The following is a 14,575-nucleotide window of genomic DNA, read 5'->3' as shown; positions in this document are numbered from 1 at the left end:
TTATGTCAGCCGGTTTTTTGTGTTCTAATGTAGAAGTTTATTCAGCAACGACTGCAAATTGTTTAACAGTAGGAATAACCGAGGCTAATTCCTTATCTGGGTATTTTTTCTCAAGCTCGTGAATATCCTTAAACTCTGTGCTCCTGACCCATTTTAAGTAATCCTCCTTCGTTTCCCATTCCATATGTACGGTAATTTCTCCTTTGTTTTTTTCATTTTGGAGCAGAAGGAAGCGGATAAATCCATGGTTTTTGTCTACTAATCGGGAACGGTTTTTATAGATTTCAATGACTTCAAGCGCCTTTTCATCTGGGACTGGAAAGGTTGACTGAACAATAAACATGAAGCAAAACTCCTCTGAAATTAATTTTTTACTATCGTACCATAAATTTATCAGAAAATTCATCGTATAGAAGGAAAGCATATAAGAAATATGGAATTATTAAGTTAGAAACCTAGCAAAAATTTTTTCCTGAACAAAAATCATATGACAACATAAGAAAGGGGGGATTCGTTTTGCAGGTAAGGGTGCTTAAACCAAAGGACGCAAAAGATTACTGGAATTTGCGGTTAACAACATTAAAGCAGCATCCAGATGCCTTTTTATTAACCGTGGAAGAAGAACAAAAACGCCTCTATCCCATTAAGAGGATTACAGCTCTCTTAAAGGACCCAACAAGGGTTACTATAGGTGCATTTATGGATGAACGCCTTGTTGGCAGCATCACCCTTCAAAAGGAAACCTATAAAAAAATTAAGCATAAGGCAAGTGTGCTGTCATTTTTTATAGAAGATGATTTTCGGAACAAGGGGATTGGCAAACGGCTTTTGACAGAGGTAATTACTCTAGCAAAAAGGTATGATATTGAGCAATTGCTGCTGGCTGTCGTTTCCACAAATGCAGGTGCAATTGCCTTATACGAATCATTCGGCTTCACTGTTTTTGGATTGGAAAAGAACGCATTAAAGGTGGATGGACAATACTTTGATGAACAGCATATGATTTTCTATCTTTCGAGTAGTTGAGAGAAAAGGAGTTGCAGGGATGAAAACAAGAAGTGTAGGAATACTGTTATTTGATGATGTGGAAGTGCTTGATTTTGCAGGACCTTTTGAAGTGCTGTCAGTAGCCTCCTTTAAGGATCGTGATGATAGGAAACCATTTAAGGTAGAAACAGTTTCAGAAACAGGAGAGCTGATTGCTGCGAGGAACGGATTGCAAGTGTTGCCTAGCTATTCCTTCGAAAATGCCCCAGCATTTGATATAATCATCATCCCTGGCGGACCGGGAGCAAGGCTGACAGAAATACATAATGAGAAATTGATGGAATGGATAAAACAGCAAAATAAAACAGCAGAGCTTGTGGCTTCTGTTTGTACAGGTGCCTTGCTGCTTGCAAAAGCAGGGCTTTTGGATGGGAAAAAGGCGACGACACATTGGGCTTCCTACGATAATTTCGCAGAAACCTTCCCCAAAGTGGAAGTGGTTAGAGGCGTTAAATTTGTTGATGAAGGCAGAATTGTCTCTTCAGGCGGCATTTCTGCAGGGATAACGATGGCATTCCATCTTGTGGAAAGATTAGTAGGAGCAGATGAAAAAGCCATAACAGCAAAAAGAATGGAGTATGATTTGCCAGAATAAGCTAAAAAAGAAGGCTTCTACTGCAGAAGCCTTCTTTTCCCTTGTTATTTATAAGAAATTGCTTCAAGTGAGAACCCATTTTTGGATTTTAAGAATTGGGTAAACAATTCAACAGAGCGAGTGTGGATATCTGTTTTTGGGATGACATAGGAGAAGTTTCGGTTAATCTGTTCATTTTTAAGCCGGATGGAATGGATTGTTTTCATATGAAGTTCTTTTTGAATCGAAAACTTAGAAACAATCGAAATGCCAATCCCTGCTTCAACAGACTCTTTAATAATTTGCGTGCTGCCAAACGATCTTAAAATAAGGGGAGAAAAGGCATGCTTTTCAAACAGTTTGTCAATAACCTCTCTCGTTCCGGAACCTTCTTCCCGTAAGATCCATGTTTCACCGTACAGGCTTTCCAGATCGATCGTGCGAAAGCTTGCTAAAGGATGATCAGTGCCTACGATAATTACCAGTTCATCCTGTTCAAAGGGAGTGATATGCAGGTGAGGGTGACTTTTGACTTCCCCATCAATTATGCCAATATCAAGACTGCCATCAAGAACTTGCTTCATGATGCTGCTAGAATTGCTGATGGAGACTTTCGGTTCAATTAATTGGTGTACTTTCATAAAATCAGAAATATATCTGGGCAGTAAATACTCACCGAATGTATAACTAGACCCAATTAAGAGAGGACCGCTCACAACCTTCGTTATGTCATCAATAAGACCTTCCGCCTGTTCATACTCTTTTAGGATACGCTTGGCATGATAATACAATATTTCACCAGCACGAGTAAGCCGAACGTATTTGTTCGTACGATCGAAGAATTTCACTTCATACTTCTTTTCCAAAGCTTTTATGGAAAGCGTTACAGCAGATTGTGTAATATGGAGCTCTTCGGCAGCTCGAGTAAAGTTCTTCTTTTCAGCAACTGTGACAAATGTCAATAAATGATAATCCAATCCTCTCACACTCTCCTTCTGCCAGATTTGAAGTCTTCGTTTCGCATCTTCATTTTTTTAGTATATACTTAGTTCGCTTAAATAAATGATAAATCCTTTAACAATTCAAAAAATACTGAAAATTTACTATTTTTATACCGATTCCAGCTTTTTGAAAATAAATTGTGACTATTTCGATAATGAAAATATTTTCCTTGAATAAATAGGAGTAAACATCTATAATCAATAATGATTCTCAAATAGAACTGTTAAAATTATATAAAAGGAGCATATGATGATAAAGCGTTTTTTCACTTATTATTTACCGCATAAGAAATTATTCATTCTTGATTTCTCGAGCGCTGTCATTGTGGCAATTTTGGAACTTGCCTTCCCAATGGCTGTTACTTGGTTTATCGATAAGCTCCTTCCTGAGGGAAATTGGAGTACCATCGTCTCTGTAAGCTGCGGCTTGCTGGCATTATATTTAATAAGCACTTATTTGCAATATATTGTTAACTACTGGGGACATAAGCTTGGAATTAATATTGAAACAGATATGCGTGCACAGCTGTTCAATCATGTCCAAAAGCAAAGCTTTAAATTCTTTGACAATACAAAAACAGGTCATGTTATGAGCCGAATTACAAATGACTTGTTTGATATCGGCGAGCTTGCCCACCATGGTCCTGAAGATTTGTTTATAGCAATCATGACATTTGTCGGCGCCTTCTGGATTATGCTGACCATTAATGTGAAGCTTGCGTTAATCGTCATTTTCATCGTGCCTGTGCTCGTCTGGCTGATCACATACTGCAATAAGAGCATGAATAAAGCATGGAGGCATATGTACGGCGATATTGCCGATGTTAATGCCCGCGTTGAAGACAGTGTATCCGGTGTGCGTGTTGTCCAATCCTTCACGAACGAAGACTATGAAATGGAGCGTTTTTCTGTTAATAATAAACGTTTCAGAAAAGCGAAAATCGTTGCATACAAAGTAATGTCTTTAACTTCATCTTCTGTTTACATGCTAATGCGCTTTTTCACGTTAGTAGTATTGGTTTATGGAGCATGGCTGACATTTAATGGCCAGCTGACAAACGGTGAGCTAGTTGCATTTATTCTGTATGTTAACATTTTGCAAAAGCCAATAGATAAAATCAGTGCATTGCTGGAGCTGTATCCGAAAGGTATGGCTGGATTTAGACGTTTCTTGGATCTGCTTGATTCAGAGCCTGAAATTCAAGACCGCAAAGATGCAGTGGAAGTGCCTGCATTGCGTGGGGACATTCAATTTAATAATGTGACATTCGGCTATGATAACAGAACTGTTTTAGACCAAATCAGTCTGAACATTAAAGCGGGCGAAACAGTTGCATTTGTTGGTCCGTCCGGTGCAGGGAAAACGACAATTTGTTCATTAGTGCCAAGGTTTTATGACGTGAACGGCGGAGCCATTAAAATTGACGGCATGGATATCCGTGATATGACAAAGCATTCCTTGCGTTCTCAAATTGGGATCGTTCAGCAGGATGTGTTCCTGTTCACAGGTACATTAAAAGAAAATATCGCATACGGAAAACTGGATGCAACAGACGAAGAAATACATGAAGCAGTAAAAAGAGCTCACTTGGAAGATTTAATCCGCAAGCTTCCAGACGGCTATGACACACAAATAGGAGAGCGGGGCTTGAAGCTGTCGGGAGGACAAAAGCAAAGGCTGGCGATTGCGAGAATGTTCTTGAAAAATCCGCCAATACTTATTCTCGATGAAGCCACCTCTGCCCTTGATACAGAAACAGAGCAAATTATTCAAGCATCATTAAATGAACTTGCGAAAAACCGTACAACATTAGTGATTGCCCACAGACTCGCAACAATCCGCAATGCAGACCGCATTGTTGTTGTTACCGAAAACGGGATTGAAGAGGAAGGAGGACATGATGAACTGATTGAAAAAGGCGGTATTTTCGCTAATCTTCATCGTGTTCAATACCAGCGTTAACTTTTTAGATGCCTTTTTAGAAGGCATCTTCTTTTTTTTGCAAAAATAGCAATTGAAGTTAGTATTTAATATGCGATATATTGGTTATAGGTAATTTTTTATGGAGGTGCCTGTTTTATGCGACCGATAATGTTAGGAATTGCGTCTGCCTTCTTTTTTGCTTTTACGTTTGTTTTGAATAAAGCGATGGAGATGAATGGGGGAAGCTGGGTATGGAGTGCATCCCTGCGCTACTTTTTTATGGTTCCCTTTTTAGTGATTATTGTATTAATTAGAGGGAATTTAAAGCCGATTTTGCTGGAGCTTCGTAATAATGCTCTCAAATGGATATTGTGGAGTTCTGTCGGATTTGGGATTTTCTATTCGTTTATTTGTTTTGCATCCGCCTATGGGCCAGGCTGGTTAATTGCAGGAACATGGCAGCTGACGATTATTTCAGGAACACTGCTTGCACCGTTGTTTATGGAGCAAATAGCCGCAAGTGACGGAACTATTGTCCATGCAAGAAGAAAAATCCCCATTAAAAGCTTAGGCTTTTCCCTTTTAATAATTGTTGGAATCGTATTTATGCAGGTTGAGTTTGCAAGGAGCTTATCCCTGTCCCAAGCACTGCTTTGTCTCATACCAATACTCATTGCATCCTTTGCATACCCCCTTGGCAATCGGAAAATGATGGAGGTTGCAGGTGGCCGCTTTGATGTTTTTCAGCGAGTGCTTGGCATGACGATTGCTAGCCTGCCGTTTTGGCTTATTCTGTCTGTTTATGGATGGATGACTGCAGGTTTACCGTCTGTTATGCAAGTATACCAATCCGGAATTGTAGCTTTATTTTCAGGTGTTGTTGCGACGATTCTCTTTTTTGCAGCTACAGATTTAGCAAAGGATAATATGCAGAAGCTTGGTGCTGTTGAAGCAACACAGTCATTTGAAGTGCTATTTGCATTAATTGGAGAAATGGTGTTTCTTTCTGCAGGTTTGCCGAGTCCAGTTTCCCTGCTTGGAATTGGAATTGTGATTATTGGCATGGTATTGCATAGTATATTTTCCCGCAATATTAAAAAACTAAAATTAGCTAAAGAAGCGCATCATTTCAATTGATTATTAAAGTTTTGTTAATTATTGAAATTTTTTTACTTATTAGGCAGGTATATGTATACTATTGTATGGAATGGTAACAACAATGATCGTAATGAATGACAGTCATGATTTTGGCTATCACTTCTAAGAAACTAGATTTGGAGGACCAACAAAAATGACCAATGAACAAAACAAAGCAATAAAGCTGATCGCCCTTGATATGGACGGCACATTATTGAACAGCAACGGCGAAATACCTGAGGAAAACCGCAAAGCAATCAAAGAGGCACAAGATGCCGGCATTCATGTTGTCTTAAGCACAGGCAGATCAATCGCAACATGCAAAGATCATGCGGAAAGTCTGTTTCTTAAAACATATTTAGTTACAGTAAACGGCAGTGAAATATGGGATTGGCAAGGCAATTTAATTGAACGGAATTTAGTTGAAGCAGAGCAAATGCGCTGGCTTTGGGAGCTTGCGCAAAAACATGGTGCGAAAACTTGGGCCATCAGCTGCGGCAAGCTTTGGAATAACGAAATGCCTGAGGATATTGACGCAATCGAATGGCTGAAGTTCGGCTACCATATTGACGATGATGCCATTAGAAATGAAGTGTTGAAAGAACTGCAGGCAAGAAATATTTTTGAAATAAGCAATTCATCGCTTGTTAATATTGAAGTGAACGCTTTAGGCATCAACAAGGCCAAAGGGCTAAAAACGGTTTGTGAACGACTTGACATTACAATGGCTGAAGTGATGGCAGTCGGAGACAGCTTGAACGACATCAGCATGATTAAAGAGGCAGGCATTGGTGTGGCGATGGGCAATGCACAAGATATCGTGAAAGAAACGGCTAATGCTACAACAAAAACAAATGACGAAAATGGCGTGGCGTATGCTATTCGCAAATGGGCATTACAGGCTGAGCAAGAGCCAGTATTAGAAAAATAAACTGCAGAAATTATGTTGAAACAAAAAAAATAACTGCTATAATAAATAAAAAAGAAGAAGCGAACGAAGAGAAAGGAATAGTATGCGATAACCATTCGTAAAAGAGAGTGGAGCTTATAAGCTGAAAGGCTCCATGACGACATGCCGCAGAACCTGCCTTTCGAGTCCTAGAAAACTAGGCGTGTTATCTGGCGTTATCAGACAAAGTGGGATAAGAGCATTGTCTTTTGTCCAATTAAGGTGGTACCACGGAAAAGCCCTTTTCGTCCTTTTTATAGGATGAAAAGGGCTTTTTTTTATTACAGTCAAACAGATAAATGATACGGGATGTTGGAGGTAATCGTTTTGGACAGAAAAAGAATAGTGGTGAAAATCGGCAGCAGTTCGCTCACGAACTCAAAGGGAGAAATTGATCAGCTTAAACTAAAGGATCATATCGCAAGTATTGCAGCGTTAAAAAAAGTAGGCAAGGAAGTAATACTTGTTTCCTCTGGTGCAGTTGCAGCTGGATTCAAGCAGCTAGGATACCCGTCGCGTCCAGTGACGCTAAAAGGAAAACAAGCTGCTGCTGCAGTCGGTCAAGGTCTGCTGATTCAGCACTACACAGAGAGCTTAAAAGAATACGGTATCGTACCTGCTCAAATATTGCTGACAAGAAATGATTTCAGCAAGAAGGAGCGTTACCGCAATGCTTACTCCACCTTGTCAGAGCTTTTGGAAAGAGGTATCCTGCCGATTATCAATGAAAATGATACAGTGTCAGTTGAAGAGCTTACATTCGGTGACAATGATATGCTCTCAGCACTTGTAAGCGGGTTAATCCACGCAGAACAGCTGATAATTTTGACAGATATTAATGGGCTCTACGACAGCAATCCGAAAGACAATCCAAATGCTAAACGTCTTGATTATATTGAAAAAGTAACACCAGAATTTCTAGAAGGAGCGAAAGGCAGCGGCTCAAAAGTAGGAACTGGCGGGATGAAATCGAAGCTGATTGCTGCAGAGACAGCTCTTAGTCTAGGCGTACAAGTGTTCATCGGCAGCGGGAGCGGAGAAGATAAGCTTTTAACCATCCTTGAAGGCAACGGAGATGGGACCTATATTGGTTCGGAAGGATTAAGTGCCATTACCAGCAATAGACAATGGATTGCCCTCCATTCCAAAGTAGAAGGAAAAGTATATGTGGATGAAGGGGCAGAACTAGCTTTGCTGCAAAAGGGAAGCAGCTTGCTTCCGGCAGGCATTTATGAAATTGAAGGATTATTCGAAAAAGGTGATGTTGTCGAAGTGATTGGCACATCAGGATTGATCGGTAAAGGGGAAGTTCTTTACGGCTCACAAGAACTCCATGAAATACTGGCAGGAAATCTACCTAAACAAGAGGGACAGCTGCAAGAAGTTATCCACCGCAATAGCTGGGTGAAAATCTAAAGGGGGTCGTACGAATGGGAGAAGTACAAACAAAAGGGCAGTTAGCACAGCAAGCAAGCAGGGAGCTGTGGAAATTTACGACTAAGGATAAAAATGAGGCGCTTGAGCTTATTGCAGATCAGCTTTTGGCAGATCAAGCCTATATTATTGAGCAAAACAAAACAGACTTAATCAACGGAGAAAAGGCAGGATTGTCAGCATCTGTTTTGGACAGAATTATGCTTAATGGAAAAAGGATAGAAGACATGGCGCTGGCGATAAGACAGCTCATTGAACTTGAAGATCCAATTGGGGCAACACTGGAAGAAATCCAAAAAGAAAATGGCTTGCTGATCCACAAAAAAACAGTGCCAATCGGTGTGATGGGCATGATTTATGAAGCAAGACCCAATGTGACCGTAGATGCAGCAACACTGTCGATAAAAACAGGCAATGCCATCCTGCTTAGAGGCAGTTCTTCTGCAGCGAGCTCCAATATTGCTTTAGTGCGTTCTATTCATGATGCGTTAAAGAAGTCAGCTCTTCCTGAAAATGCAGTCCTGCTTATTGAAGATACTAGCAGAGAAACAGCAAAAGAACTGTTCCATTTAACAGAATACTTGGATGTTCTTATTCCAAGAGGCGGGAAAAACCTGATTGATACAGTAGTTAAAGAGGCATCTGTACCTGTCATTGAGACAGGCGCTGGAAACTGTCATTTATTTATCGACGATAGCGCTGATAAACAAATGGCACTTTCCATCAGTCTTAACGGCAAAACACAGCGTCCATCTGTCTGCAATGCTTTGGAAACAATCTTAATTCACCAAAACTGGTATAAGCAATACGGCCAAGAATTGCTGCAAACATTAGCAGACCATGGTGTGGAAATCTACGGAGACAGTACGGTTACAAATGACTGGGCTGATGCCATTTTAGCAACGGAAGAGGATTGGTATACGGAATATTCCGCCTTGAAAATCAGTGTGAAAATTGTTGATGATGTAACAGAAGCGATCACACATATCAATAAGTATGGCACGAGGCACTCGGAGGCAATTCTTACTGAAAGCAGTGAAAATGCAGAAGTTTTCTTATCCAGTGTAGATGCAGCTGCTGTTTATCATAATGCAAGCACTCGCTTTACAGACGGATTTGAATTTGGATATGGTGCAGAAATCGGCATTAGCACACAAAAGCTCCATGCAAGAGGACCAATGGGACTAAAAGCTTTGACCTCGTCGAAATACTATATATATGGAAACGGCCAAATCAGAAACTAATACGTTTATTTCATAAGATAGGAAGCGAATACCAATGCAGTTTGTAACAGTCCTGTTGCCAATATTTTTTATTTTTGCTGTCGGCTTTGTCGGTGAAAAAATTCTTCATATAAATACAAAGTCGATTACAACAATGACGGTCTACTTAATGACACCGTTATTATCATTTAGTGTTTTTTACGAAACAACCTTTAATTTAGACTATCTCATGATGGCCATTTACGCATTAGCACTCGTATTCGGCATCATTGGCATCATTTATATTGTCGCAAAGCTAAGAGGGTATGACGTTAAAAAAACATGCGGGATGATACTGTCATCTGCCTTCATGAATAATGGAAACTATGGCACTCCACTTGTCTTGTTCGCATTTGGAGAGCCAGCCCTTCATTACGCCGTTATCCTGATGGTAATTCAGCAGCTGATTATGGCAACAATCGGCGTTTATTATGCAGCAAAAGGATCAGCAGACAATGAAGGCGCAAATGATACATGGAAGAAAGTCCTGAAAGTGCCGATTATGTATGGCGCACTGCTCGGTGTGATTTTTCATTTTCTAAATATCCCACTATCTGCAACCATGCTTGATGCCATTAAGATGGTAGGAGATGCAGCTATCCCAACAGTCATGCTCGTTTTAGGGATGACACTAGCAAAAATATCCGTCAAAAAAATCCAAGTCAAGCCATTATCCTTTGCCTTAACCTTAAGGCTTATCGTATCACCATTGATTGCATGGGGCATGACATTAGTACTCCCAGTTGATGATATGCTTAAACAAGTGATGATTGTATTAGCTGCAATGCCGTCAGCCGCCAATACAACGATGTATGCTCTCCAATATGGAACAGAACCGGATTTTGTGTCAACAGCAACGCTGTTTAGTACATTAGCTAGTATTGTCACACTGCCGATTGTGTTGTTTATTGTTTAGTAGTTTTATAGATGAACAAAACCTTGATTGGATATTTATTCCATCAAGGTTTTGTTTTTTTAGACAGCCTAATCCACCAACAAGGCTGTCTTAATGTATCGCGTTCTTAAATTTCCCTCCATGCGCCTCCTGTGTATCCATAATCGTAATAAAGGCATTTGAATCAATTTCCAAAACGATGCTTTTAAATTTGGCAATTTCAAGGCGGGTGAACACGACATAGAGCACTTCTTTTTCTTGATCGAGATAGCCGCCTTTGCCTTTTAGTTTTGTCACACCTCTGCCAAGGCGGTCTGACAATGCTGCGGCTATTTCTTCGTATTCGTTTGTGATGACCATTGCTGCTTTTGTGTCGTCAAATCCTTGAATAACGGCATCAATTGCTTTGCTGGCGATATAGTAGGTAAGGATGGAAAACATGGCTTGTTCCCATTCAAGCACGAAGCCGGCCCATGTGAACACAAACACGTTTAGGAACATGACGAACTCGCCGACAGAAAAGGGCATCTTTTTGGATAAAAGAATGCCGAGTATTTCTGTGCCGTCTAAGGCGCCGGAATTGCGAATCACGAGTCCAACTCCTGTGCCGAGCAGCAGTCCCCCAAAAACCGTGGCAAGAAGGGGCTCTGTTGTAAATGGCTGAACATGATGCAACGCTGATTCGACTACAGCTAGCATGATAATAGCGAACAACGAGGAGATGCAAAAGTTCTTGCCAATATATTTATAGCCGGCGAACAAGAATGGAATATTGATAATTAGCACCAAGATTCCGAAGCTGAAATTGGTCATATAATTAATGATTAGGGAGATGCCGATAATACCCCCATCGATAATTGTATTTGGGATAAGAAATAATTCAATCGCTGCCGCAGCGAGGCTCGCACCGATCATTAGCATGATATACCGGATAATTAAATGTAATTTTCCTTCTTTTTTATGTGTTTTTCCCATTTGTCTTGAACCCTCCCGAAGTTAAGGAAGTAACATATTTATAATGCCAAGAAAGTGAAAAAATATTCCAGTTTTGGTTATATAATAATTTCTTTTGAAAACCGCTAATTTACGGGTTTTTTACATAAAATTCATTGCAAGTTTTTATGGAAAGATATAGAATATACAGTACATTATTATTCTAGGTAGGTGAAATAAATGTTCAACCGGGAGCTGGTGAAGGGAAGTACGTCGTTGATTCTGCTGCAGTTATTAGCGGAAAAAGAAATGTACGGCTATGAGCTTGTGAAGGAAATGGAAAGCCGCAGTGATTATTCCTTACAGGTGAAAGAAGGTACATTATATCCAGCGCTTCATAAGCTGGAAAAGCAGGCATATGTGGAATCTTTCTGGAAGGACTCTGAAAAGGGACCTGCCCGGAAATATTATCGCATAACAGAGACAGGCCTAGAAATACTCGAGCAAAAAACGAAGGAATGGAAAAGCTTTGTGCAGACAATTGATAAGGTAATTGGGAGAAGAGGGGTATGATTTCTTCCAAACAGGAGTATTTGGATATCCTCCGTGCATGCTTAGAAAATTATGAACGAGTGGAGGACATCCTGCTTGAATATGAACAGCATTTAACAGACTTAATAGCAGAGATTTCAAGTCTTGGAATCAGTGAAGCAGAAGCGATGGAGCAAGTTATCGCAAGAATCGGCAAGCCAAAAGATATGGCAGCATTGTTTAGTGAGGAGAGAACGATAACTGCTTCCAGAACAAAGTGGATTTTCTTTTTCGGCAACTTTATCTTTTTTGCAGCAGGCTTAATTTTAACCGTTTTTTATCATTCTATTCCAAGCCCAACCGTGAAACAGCTGTGGTTTTTCCTGACAAGCATTCCGTTTTTAATAATATTTTTGTATTTATTTTATTGGCTAATACTAAGGTTTGAAGTTGGGAAAGAGTTTGGTCTTGGTGGAAAAAAACTGTTTAAACGAACCTTTTACATAGCGCTTATGCCTAATCTATTCCTGATGATGATGGTCGTCTTGCGCATCATTCCGCCAGCTGTTTTTGCCCCGCTGCTGACAAATGAATTTACAGACGTTTGTATTGTTTTCACGATTCTGTTCTATCCAGTATCGATTTTAGGATTTCGCTACGGAACAACAAAATCGATTTGAAAATTCTGCTTTCCTATAAAGGAAAGGAGAATTTTTTTATGTAAATGTTTGCTCCATCTTACTTCTATCAGCATCTTCAATCCAATCATCATACTTTTCATACAGCGGACGAAGCCGTTCGGCATCCAGTGCTATTACTTCACAGCCACGATCATCATAGATAAAGAATATAATATCTTTTGTGATATTCACAAAGAAAACATCTGGATAACCAGTGTCGTATCCTCCAAATCTAGGCTGCAGCGGAAAATCCTCATTACAAGCTCCCTTTAGCAATCCAGCTAAATGTAAGTCGCTCTGTTTACAGTATAGTGAAAACTGTTGCATCTCAAATTGTTCAGCTTCCTCTAGTTCAAATGGATATGGAAATGTTTTTACATGGATGCGGTATAAAGCATCCTTGTCTTTAACGTATGGTTGATATAGCTTCAATTTATTTGTAGCTTTTTCTTTTGTTCGTTTATAGATATTTGTGACAAGAAATAAATCATCGTCCTGCTCGAATAAGTCATTAAAAATATCAAAGATCCGCTGATAGATAACCTGAAACCCTTCCAGATTCATGTCACCATTTTCTTTTAATGGATAGATATTTTCTCCAAGGGTAAAGTGAATGCCAATATCCCATTGATGATAAATACTAGGTACTAATGCGAGAGTATGAAATCTTTCCTGGAGATAGTCATTAAGGTGCATGTCCATTGCTCACTTTCCATAATAGCGATTGTTTTCTTATTATCATACAATATATCATGCTGTTAAAAATACCCTGTTTTAGCAAGAATCGTTATACATCGGTATAATATATAGAAGAAATAAGCTTTGCAAAAAAGAATTTTTTTGCCCCGTATCTTTTTTGCCTGCTTAACCGTTCAAAGTATGACACCTGAAAAAAGGGGGGATTAAGTTTGAGCAAGCAACACTTAAAGAAATGGCAAAACAGCAATCTGCAAAAGCATTACGACAGCTTAAATAAGTATTGCCAATACCTTTCGATGAATAAATGGGAAAAGGAAGATATTATTCATGATGCCTTCATAAAGGCAATTGAATCATACAGTGATCGTGATATAACGCCAGCATTATTAAAGAAAATTGTTCAAAATCACTGGATTGATACACTTCGGAAAAGAAAGCTGGAGCAAAACCACGCCATGAAAACGGAAGCAGTGCAGAATGAATCTGCTGCTGAAAAGATGATGCTTGCTGAGCATGTAGCTGAAAAGCTTACTAATAAGCAAGCAGCGGTTTTTTTGCTGATTGAAGGCTTTGGCTATCGTATTAAAGAAGCAGCAGAAGTATTGCAAATGACAGAAACGGCAATAAAGTCGATCTTGTTTCGAGCCAGAAACCAAATGCACAAGCAGCATAGCGGAGAAGGTAATGACGTTAAAGATGCGAGCAGCCTTTATTATGAAGCGCTAAAACGGCAAAATCCCGATATTTTGATTAAAGAAATTTTGACAGCTCAAAAGCTTCATCATTCGAGTTCAAAACGGCATAATGCTGGGCCGATTCTGCAAATGGCAGCATAGCAAATGAAGAAAGGGGCAAAAAAATGAACGCTATTCCATATGTGATTGAACAGTCAAGCGGGGGAGAACGCTCCTATGACATATATTCAAGACTTTTGAAGGACCGCATCATCATGCTCGGAGATGAAATTAATGACCATGTTGCCAATAATATTGTCGCACAGCTCTTGTTTTTAGCTGCAGAAGACCCTGATAAAGACATTTCCCTCTATATTAACTCACCAGGCGGTTCCACTACAGCAGGCTTTGCTATATTCGATACGATGCAATATATTAAGCCAGATGTGCGCACCATCTGCACAGGTATGGCTGCTTCGTTTGGTGCATTGCTGCTGCTTGCAGGTACGAAAGGGAAAAGATATGCATTGCCGAACAGTGAAATTATGATTCATCAGCCTTTGGGTGGTGCGCGCGGGCAAGCGACAGAAATTGAAATTACAGCGAAAAGGATTCTGAAACTGCGCGAGCAAATAAATACGATCATGGCAGACAGAACAGGGCAAGATGTCCAAAAAATAGCTCATGACACAGAGCGGGACTATTTCATGTCTGCACTTGAAGCGAAAGAGTATGGGATTATTGATGAGATTATCCTGCCTAAATAAATTTGACTAACAAGCTGCCTGTGAACAACAGGCAGCTTTTCTTATTGCCTGATTCGTTTTTTCCCAAA

General features: G+C 39.8%; 16 protein-coding genes and 1 other annotated feature. Of the genes, 12 read left to right on the top strand and 4 right to left on the bottom strand.

What is annotated here, in order from left to right:
- Positions 1 to 37 precede the first annotated feature (37 nt).
- A complete protein-coding gene (locus tag ACLIJJ_RS01015; RefSeq protein WP_233313676.1) occupies positions 38 to 343 on the bottom strand; it encodes an antibiotic biosynthesis monooxygenase family protein in 306 nt (101 codons plus the stop codon).
- Positions 344 to 516: 173 nt separating this feature from the next.
- Between ACLIJJ_RS01015 and ACLIJJ_RS01010 the strand changes: the two genes are divergently transcribed.
- Complete coding sequence (locus ACLIJJ_RS01010; protein WP_233313677.1) at positions 517 to 1,026, top strand: GNAT family N-acetyltransferase; 510 nt, start codon at positions 517 to 519, stop codon at positions 1,024 to 1,026.
- 19 nt (positions 1,027 to 1,045) lie between these two features.
- Positions 1,046 to 1,642, top strand: coding sequence for a DJ-1/PfpI family protein (locus tag ACLIJJ_RS01005; protein ID WP_237941517.1), 597 nt, complete (start codon positions 1,046 to 1,048; stop codon positions 1,640 to 1,642).
- A 44-nt stretch (positions 1,643 to 1,686) separates the two neighbouring features.
- Here ACLIJJ_RS01005 and ACLIJJ_RS01000 read toward each other — a convergent pair whose 3' ends face one another.
- Positions 1,687 to 2,598, bottom strand: a complete 912-nt coding sequence (locus ACLIJJ_RS01000; RefSeq protein ID WP_233313679.1) for a LysR family transcriptional regulator — start codon at positions 2,596 to 2,598, stop codon at positions 1,687 to 1,689.
- Positions 2,599 to 2,872: 274 nt separating this feature from the next.
- On the opposite strand from ACLIJJ_RS01000, the gene ACLIJJ_RS00995 reads away from it, so the two are divergent.
- From ACLIJJ_RS00995 to ACLIJJ_RS00970, 6 genes are all read left to right on the top strand, one after another.
- The gene (locus ACLIJJ_RS00995; RefSeq protein ID WP_233314744.1) at positions 2,873 to 4,585 is read left to right on the top strand and encodes an ABC transporter ATP-binding protein; all 1,713 of its coding nucleotides are present in this window, start codon (positions 2,873 to 2,875) and stop codon (positions 4,583 to 4,585) included.
- A gap of 117 nt (positions 4,586 to 4,702) precedes the next feature.
- Complete coding sequence (locus ACLIJJ_RS00990; protein ID WP_233313680.1) at positions 4,703 to 5,683, top strand: DMT family transporter; 981 nt, start codon at positions 4,703 to 4,705, stop codon at positions 5,681 to 5,683.
- A 154-nt stretch (positions 5,684 to 5,837) separates the two neighbouring features.
- On the top strand, positions 5,838 to 6,614 hold the full coding sequence (locus ACLIJJ_RS00985; RefSeq protein ID WP_411410451.1) for a Cof-type HAD-IIB family hydrolase: 777 nt from the start codon (positions 5,838 to 5,840) through the stop codon (positions 6,612 to 6,614).
- A gap of 57 nt (positions 6,615 to 6,671) precedes the next feature.
- Positions 6,672 to 6,888, top strand: a binding site (T-box leader).
- A 71-nt stretch (positions 6,889 to 6,959) separates the two neighbouring features.
- Positions 6,960 to 8,048: a glutamate 5-kinase gene (gene proB, locus ACLIJJ_RS00980; protein WP_237941516.1), complete on the top strand. Its 1,089-nt coding sequence runs from the start codon at positions 6,960 to 6,962 to the stop codon at positions 8,046 to 8,048.
- A 14-nt stretch (positions 8,049 to 8,062) separates the two neighbouring features.
- Positions 8,063 to 9,310, top strand: a complete 1,248-nt coding sequence (locus ACLIJJ_RS00975; RefSeq protein ID WP_411410450.1) for a glutamate-5-semialdehyde dehydrogenase — start codon at positions 8,063 to 8,065, stop codon at positions 9,308 to 9,310.
- 34 nt (positions 9,311 to 9,344) lie between these two features.
- Positions 9,345 to 10,244, top strand: coding sequence for an AEC family transporter (locus tag ACLIJJ_RS00970; protein ID WP_233313683.1), 900 nt, complete (start codon positions 9,345 to 9,347; stop codon positions 10,242 to 10,244).
- A 90-nt stretch (positions 10,245 to 10,334) separates the two neighbouring features.
- Here ACLIJJ_RS00970 and ACLIJJ_RS00965 read toward each other — a convergent pair whose 3' ends face one another.
- Complete coding sequence (locus ACLIJJ_RS00965; RefSeq protein WP_251645654.1) at positions 10,335 to 11,198, bottom strand: YitT family protein; 864 nt, start codon at positions 11,196 to 11,198, stop codon at positions 10,335 to 10,337.
- Between the two features lie 198 nt (positions 11,199 to 11,396).
- Between ACLIJJ_RS00965 and ACLIJJ_RS00960 the strand changes: the two genes are divergently transcribed.
- A complete protein-coding gene (locus ACLIJJ_RS00960; RefSeq protein ID WP_233313685.1) occupies positions 11,397 to 11,729 on the top strand; it encodes a PadR family transcriptional regulator in 333 nt (110 codons plus the stop codon).
- Positions 11,726 to 12,367 carry an HAAS signaling domain-containing protein gene (locus ACLIJJ_RS00955; protein WP_411410449.1) on the top strand — a complete coding sequence of 214 codons (642 nt, stop codon included), beginning with the start codon at positions 11,726 to 11,728 and terminating at the stop codon, positions 12,365 to 12,367. Before ACLIJJ_RS00960 ends, ACLIJJ_RS00955 begins: the two co-directional genes overlap by 4 nt.
- Positions 12,368 to 12,403: 36 nt before the next feature.
- Here ACLIJJ_RS00955 and ACLIJJ_RS00950 read toward each other — a convergent pair whose 3' ends face one another.
- Complete coding sequence (locus ACLIJJ_RS00950; RefSeq protein WP_411410620.1) at positions 12,404 to 13,063, bottom strand: DUF3885 domain-containing protein; 660 nt, start codon at positions 13,061 to 13,063, stop codon at positions 12,404 to 12,406.
- 212 nt (positions 13,064 to 13,275) lie between these two features.
- Between ACLIJJ_RS00950 and ACLIJJ_RS00945 the strand changes: the two genes are divergently transcribed.
- Both ACLIJJ_RS00945 and clpP read left to right on the top strand, forming a co-directional pair.
- Positions 13,276 to 13,902, top strand: coding sequence for a sigma-70 family RNA polymerase sigma factor (locus ACLIJJ_RS00945; protein ID WP_233313688.1), 627 nt, complete (start codon positions 13,276 to 13,278; stop codon positions 13,900 to 13,902).
- A complete protein-coding gene (gene clpP / locus ACLIJJ_RS00940; protein WP_282581435.1) occupies positions 13,899 to 14,507 on the top strand; it encodes an ATP-dependent Clp endopeptidase proteolytic subunit ClpP in 609 nt (202 codons plus the stop codon). Before ACLIJJ_RS00945 ends, clpP begins: the two co-directional genes overlap by 4 nt.
- Positions 14,508 to 14,575: the final 68 nt, after the last annotated feature.

Source organism: Niallia laureatilytica (genome assembly GCF_046613985.1).
Classification (GTDB): Bacteria; Bacillota; Bacilli; order Bacillales; family Cytobacillaceae; genus Niallia.
This window is presented reverse-complemented; position numbering and strand designations above follow the sequence as displayed.